Below are 16,816 nucleotides of genomic sequence, written 5' to 3'. Positions count from 1 at the left end.
TATTCTACTCTGGCTATAGGTCGGGCAGAGTTTACGGGCCTTGATCTGCATCAAGGCATTCCAGCAAGGCCCGGCGTATCAAAAGCACGGGTCATTCACAAATGACCCCGGGGGGGAAGCATGACCATGGCCCATACCTTACCCGTTTATTCACCAATCGCACCGCAGATCAAGTCGGTGCCCGTCGATCAGCCCTGGCAGTGGCTGGCGGCAGGCTGGCGCGATCTGCAACGGGAAAAGTTCTTAAGCCTTTCCTACGGGTGCGCCGTTTTTGCCGTCAGCTTGGCGCTGACGCTGGTTTTGTTCGGGGCGGATCTGCCGTTTCTGCTGCTGCCGATGCTCGCAGGCTTTGCGTTGGTAGCGCCGATGATGGCGGCGGGCTTGTATGAGATTAGTCGGCGGCTTGAAACCGGGCAGCCCATCAGCTTGGGCGTCGGGTTCGACGGCATCGCCCGCAATCCCACGCAGTTGGGCTTGATGGGCATGTTCTTGCTGATGATCCATCTGGCCTGGATCAGAACGGCGACCTTGCTTTTCGCGCTGTTTTACGGCGTGCGGGATGTATCGGTCGCCAGCCTTTTGGATTTTCTGCTGACCCCATCGATGAGCCTGACCTTCCTAGTGGTCGGGACCATTCTGGGGGCGGCCTTGGCGGCGATTGCGTTTGCGGTGTCCTGCGTGTCGATCCCGATGCTGTTGGACCGCGACGTGAACGTCGTCGAAGCGGTGGCGACGAGTGTTCTTGCGGTGCGTCTCAACTGGCCGGCCATGGCCCTTTGGGCGGGCTTGATCGCTTTCGCAACTGCGGTAAGTATCGCAACCTTTTACCTGGGGTTCATTCTTCTGATGCCGTTGATCGGCCACGCCACTTGGCATGCTTACCGTGACCTTGTGACGCCGCCTAATTGACACGCAACCCGGATAGTGTGGCCCCCGTTCTCCTCTCGCCCTTTGCATAAGGAGCTGCAGTATGAAGACCGGCCTTATCGATAGCATCATCGGCCTTTTCGTGGCCGTGCTGGGGATCGGCGGCTTGTTCATGGCCTCGGGGGCCCACGATTCGGAAGTTCACCTGTTCGGCTTATCGCTGTTCGTTTTTGCCGTCCTGTTCAATTTCCAACTGATCAAGGGCCATTTTGATCGGGCTGATCAAGAACGCCACGCCTAGGCGTGCGCCGGGGGCTTGATTTGGATCAAGGTCTTTGTGCGGCAGCCGCCGCATAATCAAAAAGATAATTCCGGCAAGAGTGTGGCCAAGGCGGCGGCACTCACGCCGGGTTTCTGACGTAATTGGGAATTGCCATCATGGACGCAACCTTGGCCCTGGGATCGACGGCCGCGCCCGCGCGCGCTGTTGAGGCCTATAATGAGGATGTCGTCCGCAAATTTGTGATCATGGCTGTGTTTTGGGCCGTGGTGGCGTTTGCGGCGGGCACCTATATCGCCTTTCAATTGGCGTTTCCGGCCCTAAACCTGGGTTTGGAATATACGACCTTCGGCCGTCTGCGCCCGGTCCACACCTCGGCGGCGATTTTTGCTTTCGGTGGGTCGATGCTGATCGGAACCTCGTTCCAGGTCGTACAGCGCACTTGCCGCACGCCGCTGTTCGGCGGGCGCGCCCTGGCCGAATTCGTGTTCTGGGGCTATCAGTTCTTCATCGTGATGGCGGCGCTTAGCTATGTGCTGGGCTATTCCCAGGGTAAGGAATATGCCGAACCGGAATGGTTCATCGATCTGTGGCTAACCATCGTTTGGGTTGCCTATCTGATCGTCTTCCTCGGCACGCTGATGAAGCGCAAAGAGCCGCATATCTATGTGGCCAACTGGTTCTACCTAGCCTTCATCATCACCATCGCTATGCTGCACATCGGTAATAACCTGTCGATGCCGGTCAGCCTGTTCAGCGCTAAGAGCTACTCGGTTTACTCCGGGGTGCAGGATGCGCTGGTGCAATGGTGGTACGGCCATAATGCCGTGGGCTTCTTCCTGACCGCCGGCTTCCTCGCGATGATGTACTACTACATCCCGAAACGCGCCGAACGTCCGATCTATTCCTATCGCCTGTCGATCATCCACTTCTGGGCGTTGATTTTCCTCTATATCTGGGCGGGTCCGCACCATCTGCACTACACTGCCTTGCCGGATTGGGCGCAGACGCTGGGCATGGTCTTCTCGATCATCCTGTGGATGCCTTCCTGGGGCGGCATGATCAACGGCCTCATGACCCTCTCGGGCGCCTGGGACAAGCTACGGACCGATCCGGGCCTGCGCTTCTCGGTTTCCGCCGTCGGTTTCTATGGGATGAGCACCTTTGAAGGCCCGCTGATGTCGGTTCGTCAGGTGAATGCGCTCAGCCATTACACCGATTGGACCATCGGCCATGTGCATTCCGGGGCCTTGGGCTGGGTCGCCTTCATCTGCTTCGGCGCGCTCTATTACATGGTGCCGAACCTGTGGGGGAAGAAGGACATCTACTCGAAGAAGCTGGCCGCTTGGCACTTCTGGACCGCGACCCTGGGGATCGTTCTCTACATTACCTCGATGTGGGTTTCCGGGATCATGCAGGGCCTGATGTGGCGCGCCTATGACCAGTTCGGCTTCCTGCAATATTCCTTCATCGAAACCGTTCAGGCGATGCACCCCTTCTATGTGATCCGGGCTATGGGCGGCGTTCTGTTCGTCGTTGGCGCGTTGATCATGGTCTACAACCTCATCATGACCGTGCGGCGTGGTGAAGCAGCGGAACCCGTGGCGAAGGCCGCGACCGTGAAGGCGGAGGCGTAATCATGGGTTTCAAACACGAAGTCATCGAAAAGAACGCGCTGCTTCTGAGCGTTCTGATCTTGCCGACGGTCGCCATCGGCGGTCTGGTCGAAATCGTGCCGCTGTTCACGGTCGAAACCACCATCGAGAAGGTGGAAGGGGTGCGCCCCTATACACCGCTTGAGCTGGCGGGCCGCAATGTCTACGTCCGTGAAGGCTGCTACCTCTGCCATAGCCAGCAGATTCGCCCCTTCCGGGACGAGGTGGAGCGGTACGGTCCCTACTCGATTGCCGCGGAAAGCAAGTACGACAAGCCGTTCCAGTGGGGATCGAAGCGCACTGGGCCGGATTTGGCGCGCGTCGGCGGCAAATATTCGAACGCCTGGCACGTCGCCCATTTGGAAAATCCGCAGGCCATCGTTCCCGGCTCCGTGATGCCCGCCTATGCTTTCTTGGCACAGCGCGAGTTGAAGTTCGTCGATCCGGCGGGCCATCTGACCGCGAACAAGCGCGTCGGCGTGCCGTATACCGAGGAGCAAATCGCCCAAGCGGAGAAGGATCTGAGGGATCAGGCCAACCCCGACGCCGATACGGCGGCGCTGCTGAAGCGCTACCCGAAAGCGGTGACGGGCGATTTCGACGGCGACCCCGCGAAGCTGACGGAGATGGACGCGCTCGTCGCCTACCTCCAGATGCTCGGCACGCTGGTCGATTTCAACGCGCTGACCCTCAAGGATCTCCAGCAGTAAGGAGCGCGTCATGGATCTCGTCGATCTCTACATGACAGTTCGGTCCTACTGGATCGCTTGGGTCTTGATGCTGTTCATCGGGATGATTGTCTGGGTGTATTGGCCCAAGCGCCGTAAGGCGATGGATGCCCACGCCCGCATTCCGCTCGAAGACGACCGCTGAGATTTGCCGCAAATGCGTCGTCGCAGGCTTTGCCGCCTGCTCGGGATTTGCATGAAGGATTACGGCCATGCCGACGAAAATCGAAAAGGATGCCGTTACCGGCACCGATACGACCGGCCACGAGTGGGACGGGATTAAGGAACTCAATACGCCCCTGCCGAAGTGGTGGCTCTACACGCTGTATGCCACCATCGTGTGGGGTGTCATCTGGATGATACTCTATCCCTCGGTGCCGCTGGGGGGGACCTATTTCAAGGGGCTTCTCGGCTATTCCGAGCGGCAGAATATCGAAACCGCGCTGAAGCAGGCGGCGGACCAGCGCGCACCGATGATGGCCAAGCTGGCAGAAACGCCGATTGACGATGTGCAGAAGAACCCGGAACTGGCGACTTTCGCCCTGACCGGCGGGCGCGCTGTTTTCAACGATAATTGCGCCCCCTGTCACGGCGTCGGCGGGTCGGGCCGCCCCGGCGGCTTCCCCGTGCTGGCGGACGATGATTGGCTGTGGGGCGGCACGCGCGCCGCGATCCAGCAGACGGTTACCCACGGGATCCGCAACGGCGGGGCGGATGCCCGCGACTCGGCGATGCCGCGCTTCGGCGCCGATGGTCTGCTGACCCCGGCCCAGATCAGCGATGTGGCCGACTATGTTCTGGCGCTCGGCACCCCGGCGGGCACGGCCCTGTCCGATGCGGCTAAGCGCGGTGCGGTGGTCTTCGGCGAACAATGCGTCGCCTGCCACGGTGCCAAAGGCGAAGGGTTGAAAGACCTCGGCGGGCCGCGTCTTTCCGATGCCATTTGGCTCTATGGCGGCGACAAAGCGTCGTTGGTTAAGCAGATCAGCGCCCCGCGTCAAGGCGTGATGCCGGCGTGGTCGGGCCGTCTGACCGAGGCGCAGATCAAAATGGTAACCCTCTATGTGCATTCGTTGGGGGGCGGCCAGTAAGGCGGCTGCGAGTCCCCACCCATGTATCCTGTGACTTGACGATAGAACCCCGCCCCGCGCGTCTGCAGTGCGCGGGGCGGGGTGGAGTTTTAGAGAATGGCCGACCAGCCGGTAGCCCGGACCGCGGCAAAGCCCGCTTCCCTTCATCCTGACGGGAGCGATCCCGTTCTCTCCGCCAAACAGCAGCGCGAGACGCTGAAGTCGGCGGGCGACTCGCTCTATGCCAATCGGGTGAAAGTTTACCCCAAGGCGGTCAGCGGTCCGGCTCGTCAGGTCAAATGGGCCATTCTGATTTTCTGCCTTGCGGTCTATTACCTCGTCCCCTGGCTGCGTTGGGACCGGGGACCGGGCTTGCCGAACCAGGCAATCTTGCTCGATCTCGATGGGCGGCGTGGGTATTTTTTCGGTCTCGAAATCTGGCCGCAGGAAATTTATTACCTCACGGGCCTGTTGATTCTGGCCGCCGTCGCGCTCTTCTTGGTCACGAGCCTGTTTGGGCGGCTGTGGTGCGGCTATTCCTGCCCGCAGACGGTTTGGACCGATCTTTACCTTTGGGTCGAACGGCGGATCGAAGGCGACCGCAACGCCCGGATGCGCCTTGATCAAGCGCCCTGGTCGGCCTCGAAATGGGGCAAGAAGCTGCTGAAACACGCGATCTGGCTGGTCATTGCCCTGGCCACTGGCGGCGCCTGGATCATGTATTATCAGGATGCTCCAACCGTCACGCGGCAGTTTTTTACCGGCGAGGCGGGCGGCACGACCTATTTCTTCGTCGGCCTGTTTACGGCGACGACCTATGTGCTGGCAGGCTGGGCGCGGGAGCAGGTGTGCACCTATATGTGCCCTTGGCCGCGCTTTCAGGCGGCGATGCTTGATGAACAAACGCTCATCGTCACCTATCAGAAATGGCGGGGCGAGCCGCGCGGTAAGCATAAGGCGGGCGACCCGTGGGACGGGCGCGGCGACTGCATCGACTGCAAGCAGTGTGTGGCGGTCTGCCCGACCGGCATCGATATCCGCGACGGCGTGCAGCTTGAATGTATCAACTGCGGTCTCTGTGCCGATGCCTGCGACGAGGTCATGAGCAAGGTGGACCGGCCGAAAGGCCTGATTACCTGGGATACGCTGGCGCATCAGCAGGCGAAAGCGGCGGGCAAGGAGGCCAAGTATAAATTCTTCCGCGCCCGTACGTTTATCTATGTGGCGGCGCTGGTGATCCTGTCCGCCGTCATGCTGTGGGGGCTATTGTCGCGCGCGACGACGGAAATCACGGTGTTGCGCGACCGGGCGCCGCTGTTCGTCGGCCTATCCGATGGCAGCATCCGCAATGCCTATACGCTGAAGATCATCAACAAGCAGCGTGACGCCCAGGATTTCACGCTAAGCGTTACCGGTCTGCCGGGGGCGGACCTTGCGGTGCGCGGTCAGGATGATAGCGAGCTAAGCGCGGAAAAACTCGTCCTGCCCGCCGATACGGTCAGCACCATTCGGCTGTTCGTCAAGGCGCCGAAGGCCCAGTTGCAGCAGGAACGCCTATCCGTCACCGTGGCGGTTAAGAACAGCAAAACCGGTGAACGTGCCGCCGCCGAGACCTTGTTCATCGGCCCGCCCGTTCCCTAGCGCATCCCCTGCGCGGGTGAGCGCCCGCGCCCTTGGGAATGTGTATTCTATGATTGAGGAGCCGATTATGACGACGCTACCCGCTGCCGATCTTTCTCGCCGGTCCCGCTGGATTCCATGGGTCTTCGTCGTTGGGTTTCTGACCGTGCTGATCCCCAATGGTTTTCTGCTTTATTACTCGACCCGGCAGCCCGTAGGGCTGGTTGTCGAAAAACCTTACGAGCGCGGTATCGCCTATAATAAGTTGCTGGCGGCAGCGCGGGAGCAAGCGAAACTCGGGTGGCAGGCGCAGACGACCGTTAGCGGGTTCGATGCCGCCAAGGGCACGGGCCGGGTGGTGATCGCTGTGACGGATGCCACCGGGCCGCTCGCTGACGCCGTCGTGCAACTCACCCTGTCGCGCCCGTTGGAGGGCGATAGCCTGCCGGTTCTGACCCTGCCGGTCGAAGGCGGGACGGCGCAGGCGACCGTGACCGGTCTGCGCCCGGGCCAGTGGGAGGCGCGTATGGTGGTGCGCCGGGGCACGGACCATGCCGTGCTCGATCAGCGGTTGATCGTGCGATGACAGCGCTGCGGGCCGAGGCGGTTCCCGAGAGTCCGGCGCTAACCGCTTGCGCCCATTGCGGGGAGCCTCTCGCGGCTAGTATCGAGCCGGGGGAACGGTTCTGCTGCCACGGTTGCGCGGGCGCTTATGCGCTGATCCATGACCTCGGTCTCGATCAATATTACGCGCGCCGGTGCCTCGATCCCGACGCCCGCGCCCCCCGCCCGGAGGAGGAGGGGGCCGACATGGCCGCCTTCGTTCGCCCGGGAAAGGACACGGGGACGGCCAGCCTGACCGTTATGGTCGATGGTCTGCAATGCGCGGCCTGCGTTTGGCTGATCGAAGCGGTTTTGGCGAAACTGCCGGGCATGCTGGAAGGCCGGGTCAATATGACCACCAGCCGCCTGCGCCTCACCTGGCACGGCACGCCGGACGATTGGCGCCGCCCGGTGGAAGCTATCGAAAAGCTCGGGTATCGGCTGATTCCCTTCGATCCGCAAAGCCTGAAAACCGCCCGTGATCGCACGAGTAAGGAACTGTTGCGGGCGCTCGCCGTCGCTGGGTTTGCCGCGATGAATATCATGCTGCTGTCGGTCGGCATTTGGGCCGGACATGTGCAGGGCATGGGGCAGGCGACGCGCGACTTGCTGCATTGGGTTTCGGCGCTGATTGCCTTGCCCGCCGTGCTTTATGCCGGGCAGCCCTTCTTCAAATCAGCCTGGGCGGCGTTGCGCCAGGGGCACACCAATATGGATGTGCCCGTTTCCATCGGCGTGACGCTGACGACGCTGATGAGCCTCTATCAAACCTCGCAGGGGGCGGAGCACGCCTTTTTTGACGGCGTGACCATGCTGCTGTTCTTCCTGCTGGTTGGCCGGGTGTTCGATCACTATGCGCGCGGTGCGGCGCGGGCTGTCGCCGAACAATTGCTCACCTTGCGGACAACGGCGGTGCGGGTGCTGGGCAAAGGCGGCACGGTTACGACGCTGCCCGCCGACCGCGTGGCCGTCGGCGACCGCATTCTGGTCGCGGCAGGCGAGCGCATTGGCGTCGATGGCTGCGTTGTTGAGGGCACGTCGGCGCTCGATACCAGTCTTGTCACGGGGGAAAGCCTGCCGCGCTCGGTAAAGCCCGGCGATACGGTCCACGCGGGCATGCTGAACCTCGGCGCCCCCTTGACCTGCGAAGCGACTGCTACCGGCGACGGCACGTTGCTGGCCGAAATCGTCCGCCTGATGGAAGCGGCGGAGTCGCGCCGCTCGCGCTTCATCGCGCTGGCCGACCGGGTGGCGAAACGCTACGCGCCGGTCGTGCATGTAACGGCGCTGGCGACCTTCCTCGGCTGGGTATTCGGAATGGGGGCGCCCTGGCAGGATGCGCTCTATGCGGCGGTGGCCGTGCTGATCATCACCTGCCCCTGCGCGCTGGCCCTCGCGGTGCCCGTGGTGCAGGTGTTGGCGAGCGCCCGCCTGATGAAGCGCGGCGTGCTGCTGAAATCCGCCACCGCGCTGGAACGGCTCGACGGCGTGACCGACATTGTTTTCGACAAGACAGGGACACTAACGCTCGGTCGGCCCGTTCTTCAAGCGCGGGAGGGCTATTCCGCCGATCTCCTCAACCGCGCGGCGACCTTGGCGCGCGCCAGCCGCCACCCGTTATCGCGGGCGCTGGTGGAGGCCGCCGGTCCCGGCACCGCCCGCGACGGTGTCGAGGAAATCCCAGGTCTCGGGCTGCGTTGGACGTCCCCGACCGGCGAGGTGCGCCTTGGCAGCCGCAGTTTCTGCGGCGGGGCGGGGGCAGCGGACGATAGCGCGCCGGAGCTTTGGTTTACCGAACCCGGTCAGGCGCCGGTGCGCTTTATCTTTACCGATCCGCTGCGCCCCGATGCACGGGCGGTGATGGATGCCCTACGCCAGCAGGGCTATCGGTTGGCGCTCCTCTCTGGCGACCGGCCCGTCGCAGCCCAAGCCGTGGCCGAGACGCTGGGGATGACCGACTGGCGCGGGGGGGCAACCCCGGCGGATAAGGTCGCTTTTCTGGAAAATCTGCGCGCCGAAGGGCGGAACGTATTGATGGTCGGCGATGGTTTGAACGACGCCCCGGCGCTGGCGGCGGCGACCGTTTCCCTCTCTCCCACCAGTGCCGCCGATGTGGCGCAGACGACGGCGGATCTGGTCTTCCAGGGCGAAAAACTCGCCCCCGTGCTTCTCGCGCTCGATACCGGGCGGGCGGCGCAGCGGTTGGCGCGGGAAAATCTGCTGATTGCGCTGGTGTATAATCTTCTGGCGGTGCCGCTGGCGATTGCCGGGCTGGTCACGCCGCTGATCGCAGCAGCGGCCATGTCGTCGTCTTCGCTGCTGGTTATCGCCAATAGTTTCCGTTTGGCGCGTCGGAGGGTGCCGTGGATATCCTGATCTATCTAATCCCGGTCAGCCTGTTGCTGGGCGGCGGGGCGCTGGCCGCTTTCCTCTGGTCGCTCAAATCCGGGCAGTATGAGGATATGGACGGGGCGGCGAACCGTATTTTGTTCGATGATGATTCGCCGCTGCCCGACCCTGATAAGAAACCGAAGGCTTAGAGTTTCCCTTCGGCTTCTGGCGTCCACCAGGTTCCAGCGCTCGCGCTATCGCCTTTGGTGAAGATGATATAGACGCCTTCCCAGGCCGAGGGGGTGCGCGCGAGCTGGAGATTGACCGCGCCGCGCTTCAGCAGCAGGCCCGCGATCCGGTTAATGTCATAGATATTCATCTGCATCACCGGATCGGACAGTGGTGCGCCGCGCAGCAGATTGAAGAGATAGCGCAGCGGCGTGATGTATTTCTGGGCGAGGGCGGCATAGCGCTTTAACGGCGCCCGCGCGTCCGAAATCGGCACATGCAGCGCGCCGATGCCGCCGGGGCGCAGTTTATCGTAAAGCCCCAAGATAATCTCTTCGCCGACTGGGACGGGAATATGCTGGATAACGATATAGGAATGGACGAAATCGACGTCCTGGGGCAGATCGGCGACCGACCGGCATAGGTTGAGCGGCCCAACCCCAGCTTCCTGCGCGTGGCGGGCGGCGCGATCCAGCATCGATTGGGCGATATCAACCCCCCAAACTTGATCGGCATACTGCGTAAGTGGAATCGCCAACCGCCCGACGCCGACGCCAAAATCGACGGCGGTGCCGAACGGGCCGCTGTGGCGCGCGGCGATGGGGCCGCGCATCAGGCAATCAATGTGCGCGCGGCCTTGCGCGAAGAAGCGGCGTTTACGTTCCTCGTCTAATTCTGAGCCCCGATAGACCTCGGCAGTATTAACGCCGTAGTAAGGATTATTTTTTCCGAATTCTTCCCAATTTTTTTTAGTATCTTCGGTAATCATCCGGTTTTATCCAAAATTAGCTGAATCGGGAGCGGCAGGAACACAGTGGTTTTTCTGTCGCTATAGGGCTGAAATACCATAAGATTGTTTTGGGGGCAACGGTTGCCCGCGCGCCTTAAACCGCAATCCGGCCAGCGGGGGGCGGCTATGCTTGGAAAATAGGCCCCGTGGGGTTGACCCTGGGGGGCGGCTCCCGTATAGGCTCCGCAATTTGCCCGCCCGCCAGCCTTTTATGAGGAATGCCATGACCGATGCCGCCCCCACCCCGACCGGCGCTCTTATTCTTCAAGATGGCACTGTACTGTGGGGGCGTGGGTTCGGAGCGTCGGGGCGATCGGTTGGGGAAGTCTGCTTCAATACGTCGCTGACCGGCTATCAGGAAATCATGACCGACCCGTCTTATGCCGGACAGATCATTACCTTCACCTTCCCGCATATCGGAAACACCGGCACGAACCCGGAAGATATCGAAACCAAGACGCCCGCCGCTCGCGGCCTGATCGTCAAGACCGATGTGACCGAGCCGTCCAACTGGCGATCGGTGCAGAAGTTCGATGCGTGGCTGAAGGCTTGGAACCTCGTTGGGCTTGCTGGGATCGATACCCGCCGCCTGACCCGCTTGATCCGCGACCAGGGCGCGCCGACCGGTGTGATCGTCCATAATCCGGCGGGCATTACCGATGCCGATATTGAGGCCGCTAAGGCCGAAGCGAAGGCCTGGCCCGGCCTCGAAGGCATGGACCTCGCGATCGAGGTTTCAACCCGTCAGAGCTATGCCTGGACGCAATCGACCTGGAGCCTCGGCGCCGGTTATGCGGAGCAAGACAGCCCGGACCATCACGTCGTCGCCATCGATTATGGCGCGAAGCAGAATATTCTGCGCTGCCTAGCCGCAACGGGCGCGCGGGTGACGGTGGTTCCGGCCACCGCCACGGCCGATGACATCCTGGCGCTGAAGCCCGATGGCGTTTTTCTGTCCAATGGCCCAGGGGACCCGGCGGCGACCGGGGCTTATGCCGTGCCGACCATCCAAGGGCTACTGGCGAAGGATCTGCCGATCTTCGGCATCTGCCTCGGCCATCAATTGCTCGCCCTATCGCTGGGGGCCAAGACGAAGAAAATGGATCGCGGCCATCGCGGCGCGAACCATCCGGTTAAGGATCTCGAAACCGGCAAGGTCGAAATCACCAGCCAGAACCACGGGTTCGTCGTGCGCGAAGAAACCCTACCGGCCGATGCGACCGTGACTCATGTGTCGCTGTTCGACGGCAGCAACGAAGGCTTCCGCCTGAACAGCCGCCCGGTCTTCTCCGTTCAATATCACCCGGAAGCCAGCCCCGGCCCCTCGGACAGCCATTATCTGTTCGACCGGTTCGCGAAGCTGATCGAAGCGCATAAACGCTAGACGTTCTGCCCGTCGACCTTCCGCCTAAACGCCCCGCCGCCCGCCGACTGACGAGAGTGCCGCCCCATGCCGAAACGTACCGATATTTCCTCCATCCTCATCATCGGCGCGGGGCCGATTGTTATTGGTCAGGCCTGTGAGTTCGATTACTCCGGTGCCCAAGCGGTCAAGGCGCTGCGGGCGGAAGGCTATCGCGTCATCCTCGTCAACTCCAACCCGGCGACGATCATGACCGACCCGGAATTGGCGGATGCGACCTATATTGAACCGATCACCCCGGAATTCGTCGCCCGCGTCATCGAAGCCGAACGGCCCGATGCGCTGCTGCCGACGATGGGCGGCCAAACGGCGCTGAACTGTGCCCTGGCGCTCGATGCCAATGGCACGCTGGAAAAATTCGGCGTGGAGCTGATCGGCGCCAAGCGCGACGCGATTGAAAAGGCGGAAGATCGGCAGTTGTTCCGCGAGGCGATGGAAAAGATCGGCCTTGAAAGCCCGAAAAGCCACCTCGTGACCTCGCTGGAGGAAGGGCGCGCGGCGCTGGCCCAGGTCGGGCTGCCGGCCATCATCCGTCCGTCGTTCACCTTGGGCGGCCAGGGCGGCGGCATTGCTTATAATGTTGAAGAGTTCGAGGCCATCGTCGCGGGCGGGATTAAGCTCTCGCCGGTCGGCTCCGTCCTCGTCGAAGAATCGGTGCTGGGCTGGAAAGAGTATGAGATGGAAGTTGTGCGCGACCGCGCCGACAATTGCATCATCATCTGCTCCATCGAAAACATCGATCCGATGGGTGTGCATACCGGCGACAGCATTACCGTCGCCCCGGCGCTGACGCTGACCGATAAAGAATATCAGATCATGCGTGACGCCTCGATCGCCGTGCTGCGCGAGATTGGCGTCGATACCGGTGGGTCGAACGTGCAGTTCGCCGTGAACCCGGAAAACGGGCGCATGGTGGTGATCGAAATGAACCCGCGCGTCAGCCGCTCCTCGGCGCTGGCGTCAAAAGCCACGGGCTTCCCGATTGCCAAGGTCGCGGCCAAACTGGCGGTGGGCTATACGCTGGACGAGCTACAGAACGACATTACCAAGGTCACCCCAGCCAGCTTCGAGCCGACGATTGACTATATCGTCACCAAAATTCCGCGCTTTACCTTCGAAAAATTCCCCGGCGCCAGCCCGACGCTGACCACCTCGATGAAGTCGGTCGGGGAAGTCATGGCCATCGGCCGCACCTTCGCCGAGAGCTTCCAGAAGGCGCTGCGCGGTCTCGAAACTGGCCTGGCGGGTCTCGACGACATCGCCGTCGATGGGCTGCGCGCCGCGTTGTCCACCCCAACGCCGGACCGTATCCGCATCATCGGCCAAGCCTTCCGCGAGGGCATGAGCGTCGAGGAAGTCTATACCGCCACCAAGGTCGATCCCTGGTTCCTGCGCCAGCTTCACGCCATCGTTGCCGAAGAAGCCGCGATCAAGGCGAAGGGGCTGCCGCGCGACCGTTCCGGGCTGCATCGCTTGAAGGCGCTGGGTTTCTCCGACGCGCGCCTCGCCAAGCTGACGGGGCAGACCGAAGCGGGAGTAGCCGCCCATCGCGCCGCCTTGGGTATTCTGCCGGTGTTCAAGCGCATCGATACCTGCGCGGCGGAATTCGCCTCCGACACGCCCTATATGTATTCGACCTATGAAGGCAATGGCGTCGAACCCGCCGAATGCGAAGCCGACCCGACCGACCGCAAGAAGGTGATGATCCTCGGCGGCGGGCCAAACCGCATCGGCCAGGGCATCGAGTTCGACTATTGCTGCGTCCATGCCGCCTATGCGCTGAAGGATGCGGGCTATGAGACGATCATGGTCAACTGCAACCCGGAAACCGTCTCGACCGATTACGACACCTCCGACCGGCTCTATTTCGAACCGCTGACCGGCGAAGACGTGATCGCCATCGCCCGGCGCGAACAGAGCAAGGGCACGCTGCTGGGTGCCATCGTGCAGTTCGGCGGGCAGACGCCGCTAAAGCTCGCCGCTGCGCTCGAAGCCGCCGGGATTCCCATCCTCGGCACCTCGCCGGACGCCATCGATCTCGCTGAAGACCGCGAACGCTTCCAGGTGCTGTTGCAGCAGCTCGGGCTTCGCCAGCCGAAGAACGGCACGGCCCGGTCGGCGGAAGAAGCGGAGAAGGTCGCTGAACAGGTCGGCTATCCGGTCGTCATCCGTCCGTCCTATGTGCTCGGCGGGCGGGCGATGGAAATCGTCCATGACGTCGAAGGTCTGCGCCGTTACGTCTCTACCGCTGTGCAGGTTTCGGGCACCACGCCGGTGCTGATCGACAGCTACCTGCGCGACGCCATCGAAGTGGACGTCGATGCCGTGTCGGACGGCAAGGACGTCTTGGTCGCCGGGATCATGGAGCATATCGAGGAAGCGGGCATCCATTCCGGCGATAGCGCCTGCGCCCTGCCGCCGTACTCCCTGCCGCCCGCCATCATCGACGAAATCCGCGCCCAAACCGTGCAGCTTGCCCGCGCGCTGAAGGTAATCGGCCTGATGAACGTGCAGTTCGCAGTGAAGGACCAGACGGTCTATATCCTTGAAGTGAACCCGCGCGCCAGCCGCACGGTGCCCTTCGTCGCCAAGGCCACGGGCCGCCCGATTGCCAAGATGGCGGCGCGTATCATGGCCGGGGAAGCGCTTGCCGCCTTCCCGCCGCCGCCCGCCAGCGCGCCCCATGTGGCCGTGAAGGAAGCCGTTTTCCCATTCAACCGTTTCCCCGGCGTCGATACGATCCTGGGGCCGGAAATGAAATCGACTGGCGAGGTCATGGGCCTTGATGTCGATTTCGGGCGGGCCTTCGCCAAGGCTCAAAGCGCGGCAGGCAGCCATCTGCCGATCGCCGGAACCTGCTTCATCTCGGTGAAGGAAAGCGACAAGCCCGCAATGGTGCCGCTGGCCCGCTCACTGGCCGGTCTCGGTTTCCGTATCGTCGCAACGCGCGGCACGGGGGCCTATTTGAAGGACCACGGGATCGAGGTGCAGTTCGTCAATAAGGTGACGGAAGGCCGCCCGGACGTGACCGACCTGATGCGCTCCGGCGAAATCCAGCTTGTCTTCAATACCGCCGAGGGCAAGGTGGCGATTGCCGATAGCTTCTCCCTCCGCCGCGCCGCGCTGACGGCGGGGATCGCCTATATGACCACGGTGGCGGGCGCCCGCGCGGCGGTCCGCGCCATTGAAGCCCTGCGCGGGGAAACGATGGGCGTGCGGCCCTTGCAGGATTACTTCGCGAAGTGATCCCCGCCGGGATTACGCTGCGGGTCGCCCGGCCAACCGATCAGCTTCAGACTGTCGTGGCGTTTTACCGCGACGGTCTGGGCTTTTCGGAACTTTCATGCTTTACCGCCCATAATGGCTTCGATGGGGTGATCCTCGGGCATCCCGCAGCCCCCTGGCATTTGGAATTCACCCATCAACCCGGCCATCGCGTCGGGCGGGCGCCGACGCAAGATAATTTGCTGGTGTTCTACCTGCCCGACCAAGTGATCTGGAGCGCCGCCCGCGATCGTTTGATCGCTTTCGGGGCGGCGCCGGTGCAATCCTATAATCCGTTCTGGGACGCTGCGGGCGTGACCTTCGAAGACCCCGACGGCTATCGCATCGTGCTTCAGAACGCTGCCTGGACGCGCTAGGCGTAGACAATCTCCGACATCATCCCGGCGGCCATGTGGTAGAGATTGTGGCAATGGTAGAGCCACCGTCCGGGATTATCGGCATCGAAGGCAATCGTTACCCGCGCCATTGGCGGCACCAGAACCGTATCGCGGATCGCGCCGGAAAAACGCGCATCGCCGATGCCGACGACTTGGAAATGATGGCCGTGTAGGTGCATCGGATGGGCCATCATCGAATGGTTCCAGAAGGTCAGTTCCACCCGCTGCCCAGCTTTGACGGTCAGGCGGTTGCGGGTGTCCCAGGTTTGGCCATCCATCGTCCAGGCATAGGGGGCCATCGACCCCATCAGCATCACTTCCTGCACCATATCGGCGGCGCGGGCGGGGAGGGGCGTCGGCGCGCGTAATTGGGTTTCCAGCGATAGATCGACCGGAGCTTCTTGCGCCGGCGTCCGTTCAGGCAGTTTCGGAACCAGAGCGCCGGGGGCGGCAAGCACGAGGCCGGTGCGGATGGTATCGCCCTCCCGCCGGGCGAAGACCGGCACGATGCCGCCCGCCGGAACCGTTAACATCAGATCAATCCGTTGGCCCTGCGCTAAGGGAAAGCGGCTGCCGACAAGCGGCGTCACCGGGTTGCCATCGACGGCGATGGCCGAGGCGAGCGTGCCGCCAAGGTCGATCCAGAAGGCTGTCGCCGATGCACCATTGATGATGCGCAGCCGCACCCGCCCATTGCGCTCCACGGGCACAACTTCCGGGTCATCGAGCGTGCGGTCGTTGGCAAGATAGGCGTCGAACTCGACATCGTTGAGGTCCATCCCGCCGCTGGTTCCGTGGGACATAGCCCCGTGGTTCATCGCGCCGTGGTTCATGCCACCGCCGGAGGCCGGGGTGCCGGTTAGACCGGCCAGAATTTCGGCTGGGTCGCGGAAGGTAAAATCATGCAGCAGGACGACAACTTCCTGTGCGTCCTCGGCCAAATCCTCTGCCGTGCGCACGATCAGCGGCGCGGCCAGCAGGGCCTGTTCCTGCAGCCCGTGGTGGGAGTGCATCCAATGGGTGCCAGGCCGGGCCGGAAAGTCATATTTGCGCGTTTCACCCGGGGCGAGGGGGGCACCATAGCCCGTGTCATAAACGCCATCGTCTTCCGGGCGGGGCGTCATCCCGTGCCAATGGATGATGCTGGGCTCGGTCAGCCGGTTTTCCAGCGCCACGGTAAACCGTTCGCCGGGATCGAACTTTAGTCCGCTGTGGCGGCCGCTCTCCGTCAGGCTAAAGACGCGCGCCGCCTTGCCGTTCACCACGAGCGTCCGCGTGTCGATCTTCAGAAAGCGCGGCCGGGTTTGCGCCTGCGCACCGGGCGTGGCAAGGGCCGCCCCGAGGAGGGCGCTTCCGGCGATAAACTGACGGCGGGTGAGACGCAGCACTATGATTTTCCTTCGTAAGGCGGTTACACGGACTGCACCAGTATGCAGGCTTCCCACGGGGGCAAGGTCAAGATCAATTTGTCTTGAAACCCTGCCGCCCGCTTCCTGCACGGCTCCCAGCTTGCCGGAGTGCTGGCGTTACACTATAACATCGCTATGTCTCATTCCGCC

The 16,816-nt window shown here is 62.6% G+C and carries 15 protein-coding genes; 13 read left to right on the top strand and 2 right to left on the bottom strand.

The window, feature by feature from the left end:
- Positions 1–120 precede the first annotated feature (120 nt).
- The 10 genes from CHR90_RS01625 to ccoS all read left to right on the top strand — a co-directional run bounded on the left by CHR90_RS01625 (position 121) and on the right by ccoS (position 9,363).
- Positions 121–909, top strand: a complete 789-nt coding sequence (locus CHR90_RS01625) for a DUF2189 domain-containing protein (RefSeq protein WP_094407070.1) — start codon at positions 121–123, stop codon at positions 907–909.
- 61 nt (positions 910–970) lie between these two features.
- Positions 971–1,168 carry a hypothetical protein gene (locus CHR90_RS01620; RefSeq protein WP_094407067.1) on the top strand — a complete coding sequence of 66 codons (198 nt, stop codon included), beginning with the start codon at positions 971–973 and terminating at the stop codon, positions 1,166–1,168.
- A 137-nt stretch (positions 1,169–1,305) separates the two neighbouring features.
- Positions 1,306–2,784 carry a cytochrome-c oxidase, cbb3-type subunit I gene (gene ccoN, locus CHR90_RS01615; protein ID WP_094407065.1) on the top strand — a complete coding sequence of 493 codons (1,479 nt, stop codon included), beginning with the start codon at positions 1,306–1,308 and terminating at the stop codon, positions 2,782–2,784.
- Between the two features lie 2 nt (positions 2,785–2,786).
- Positions 2,787–3,512 (top strand): cytochrome-c oxidase, cbb3-type subunit II, encoded by a 726-nt coding sequence (ccoO, locus tag CHR90_RS01610; RefSeq protein WP_094407063.1) that lies wholly within the window; start codon positions 2,787–2,789, stop codon positions 3,510–3,512.
- Between the two features lie 10 nt (positions 3,513–3,522).
- On the top strand, positions 3,523–3,675 hold the full coding sequence (locus CHR90_RS01605; RefSeq protein ID WP_094407061.1) for a cbb3-type cytochrome oxidase subunit 3: 153 nt from the start codon (positions 3,523–3,525) through the stop codon (positions 3,673–3,675).
- Between the two features lie 67 nt (positions 3,676–3,742).
- On the top strand, positions 3,743–4,621 hold the full coding sequence (ccoP, locus tag CHR90_RS01600; protein WP_094407059.1) for a cytochrome-c oxidase, cbb3-type subunit III: 879 nt from the start codon (positions 3,743–3,745) through the stop codon (positions 4,619–4,621).
- A 96-nt stretch (positions 4,622–4,717) separates the two neighbouring features.
- Positions 4,718–6,241 carry a cytochrome c oxidase accessory protein CcoG gene (gene ccoG, locus CHR90_RS01595; RefSeq protein ID WP_094407057.1) on the top strand — a complete coding sequence of 508 codons (1,524 nt, stop codon included), beginning with the start codon at positions 4,718–4,720 and terminating at the stop codon, positions 6,239–6,241.
- A gap of 67 nt (positions 6,242–6,308) precedes the next feature.
- Complete coding sequence (locus CHR90_RS01590; RefSeq protein WP_170941251.1) at positions 6,309–6,806, top strand: FixH family protein; 498 nt, start codon at positions 6,309–6,311, stop codon at positions 6,804–6,806.
- Complete coding sequence (locus CHR90_RS01585) at positions 6,803–9,199, top strand: heavy metal translocating P-type ATPase metal-binding domain-containing protein (protein WP_094407053.1); 2,397 nt, start codon at positions 6,803–6,805, stop codon at positions 9,197–9,199. The genes CHR90_RS01590 and CHR90_RS01585 overlap by 4 nt, the downstream gene beginning before the upstream one ends.
- Positions 9,187–9,363, top strand: a complete 177-nt coding sequence (gene ccoS, locus CHR90_RS01580) for a cbb3-type cytochrome oxidase assembly protein CcoS (RefSeq protein WP_094407051.1) — start codon at positions 9,187–9,189, stop codon at positions 9,361–9,363. Before CHR90_RS01585 ends, ccoS begins: the two co-directional genes overlap by 13 nt.
- On the opposite strand, the gene CHR90_RS01575 is transcribed toward ccoS, so the two are convergent.
- A complete protein-coding gene (locus tag CHR90_RS01575; RefSeq protein ID WP_170941250.1) occupies positions 9,360–9,995 on the bottom strand; it encodes a class I SAM-dependent methyltransferase in 636 nt (211 codons plus the stop codon). The two genes, ccoS and CHR90_RS01575, sit on opposite strands and share 4 nt — an antisense overlap.
- A 400-nt stretch (positions 9,996–10,395) precedes the next feature.
- On the opposite strand from CHR90_RS01575, the gene carA reads away from it, so the two are divergent.
- The 3 genes from carA (at position 10,396) to CHR90_RS01560 (ending at position 15,236) form a co-directional block, all read left to right on the top strand.
- On the top strand, positions 10,396–11,556 hold the full coding sequence (gene carA, locus CHR90_RS01570) for a glutamine-hydrolyzing carbamoyl-phosphate synthase small subunit (RefSeq protein WP_229671605.1): 1,161 nt from the start codon (positions 10,396–10,398) through the stop codon (positions 11,554–11,556).
- 66 nt (positions 11,557–11,622) lie between these two features.
- Positions 11,623–14,841, top strand: coding sequence for a carbamoyl-phosphate synthase large subunit (gene carB / locus CHR90_RS01565; protein WP_094407045.1), 3,219 nt, complete (start codon positions 11,623–11,625; stop codon positions 14,839–14,841).
- Positions 14,838–15,236, top strand: a complete 399-nt coding sequence (locus tag CHR90_RS01560) for a VOC family protein (RefSeq protein ID WP_229671604.1) — start codon at positions 14,838–14,840, stop codon at positions 15,234–15,236. Before carB ends, CHR90_RS01560 begins: the two co-directional genes overlap by 4 nt.
- Here CHR90_RS01560 and CHR90_RS01555 read toward each other — a convergent pair.
- Complete coding sequence (locus tag CHR90_RS01555; protein ID WP_229671603.1) at positions 15,233–16,645, bottom strand: multicopper oxidase family protein; 1,413 nt, start codon at positions 16,643–16,645, stop codon at positions 15,233–15,235. The two genes, CHR90_RS01560 and CHR90_RS01555, sit on opposite strands and share 4 nt — an antisense overlap.
- Positions 16,646–16,816: the final 171 nt, after the last annotated feature.

Origin of the sequence: Elstera cyanobacteriorum, assembly GCF_002251735.1 — a bacterium.
In the GTDB taxonomy this organism is placed as follows: Bacteria; Pseudomonadota; Alphaproteobacteria; order Elsterales; family Elsteraceae; genus Elstera; species Elstera cyanobacteriorum.
The sequence above is the reverse complement of the archived record's forward strand: the minus strand, read 5'-3'. Positions and strand labels throughout refer to the sequence as shown.

What these genes read in the sequence shown, in the direction of transcription:
- CHR90_RS01585 (WP_094407053.1), top strand. Translation starts at nt 6,803, where the DNA reads ATGACAGCGCTGCGGGCCGAGGCGGTTCCCGAGAGTCCGGCGCTAACC.
- ccoN (WP_094407065.1), top strand. Translation starts at nt 1,306, where the DNA reads ATGGACGCAACCTTGGCCCTGGGATCGACGGCCGCGCCCGCGCGCGCT.
- CHR90_RS01590 (WP_170941251.1), top strand. Translation starts at nt 6,309, where the DNA reads ATGACGACGCTACCCGCTGCCGATCTTTCTCGCCGGTCCCGCTGGATT.
- ccoG (WP_094407057.1), top strand. Translation starts at nt 4,718, where the DNA reads ATGGCCGACCAGCCGGTAGCCCGGACCGCGGCAAAGCCCGCTTCCCTT.
- CHR90_RS01605 (WP_094407061.1), top strand. Translation starts at nt 3,523, where the DNA reads ATGGATCTCGTCGATCTCTACATGACAGTTCGGTCCTACTGGATCGCT.
- CHR90_RS01620 (WP_094407067.1), top strand. Translation starts at nt 971, where the DNA reads ATGAAGACCGGCCTTATCGATAGCATCATCGGCCTTTTCGTGGCCGTG.
- ccoO (WP_094407063.1), top strand. Translation starts at nt 2,787, where the DNA reads ATGGGTTTCAAACACGAAGTCATCGAAAAGAACGCGCTGCTTCTGAGC.
- CHR90_RS01575 (WP_170941250.1), bottom strand. Translation starts at nt 9,995, where the DNA reads ATGCGCGGCCCCATCGCCGCGCGCCACAGCGGCCCGTTCGGCACCGCC.
- carB (WP_094407045.1), top strand. Translation starts at nt 11,623, where the DNA reads ATGCCGAAACGTACCGATATTTCCTCCATCCTCATCATCGGCGCGGGG.
- CHR90_RS01625 (WP_094407070.1), top strand. Translation starts at nt 121, where the DNA reads ATGACCATGGCCCATACCTTACCCGTTTATTCACCAATCGCACCGCAG.
- carA (WP_229671605.1), top strand. Translation starts at nt 10,396, where the DNA reads ATGACCGATGCCGCCCCCACCCCGACCGGCGCTCTTATTCTTCAAGAT.
- ccoP (WP_094407059.1), top strand. Translation starts at nt 3,743, where the DNA reads ATGCCGACGAAAATCGAAAAGGATGCCGTTACCGGCACCGATACGACC.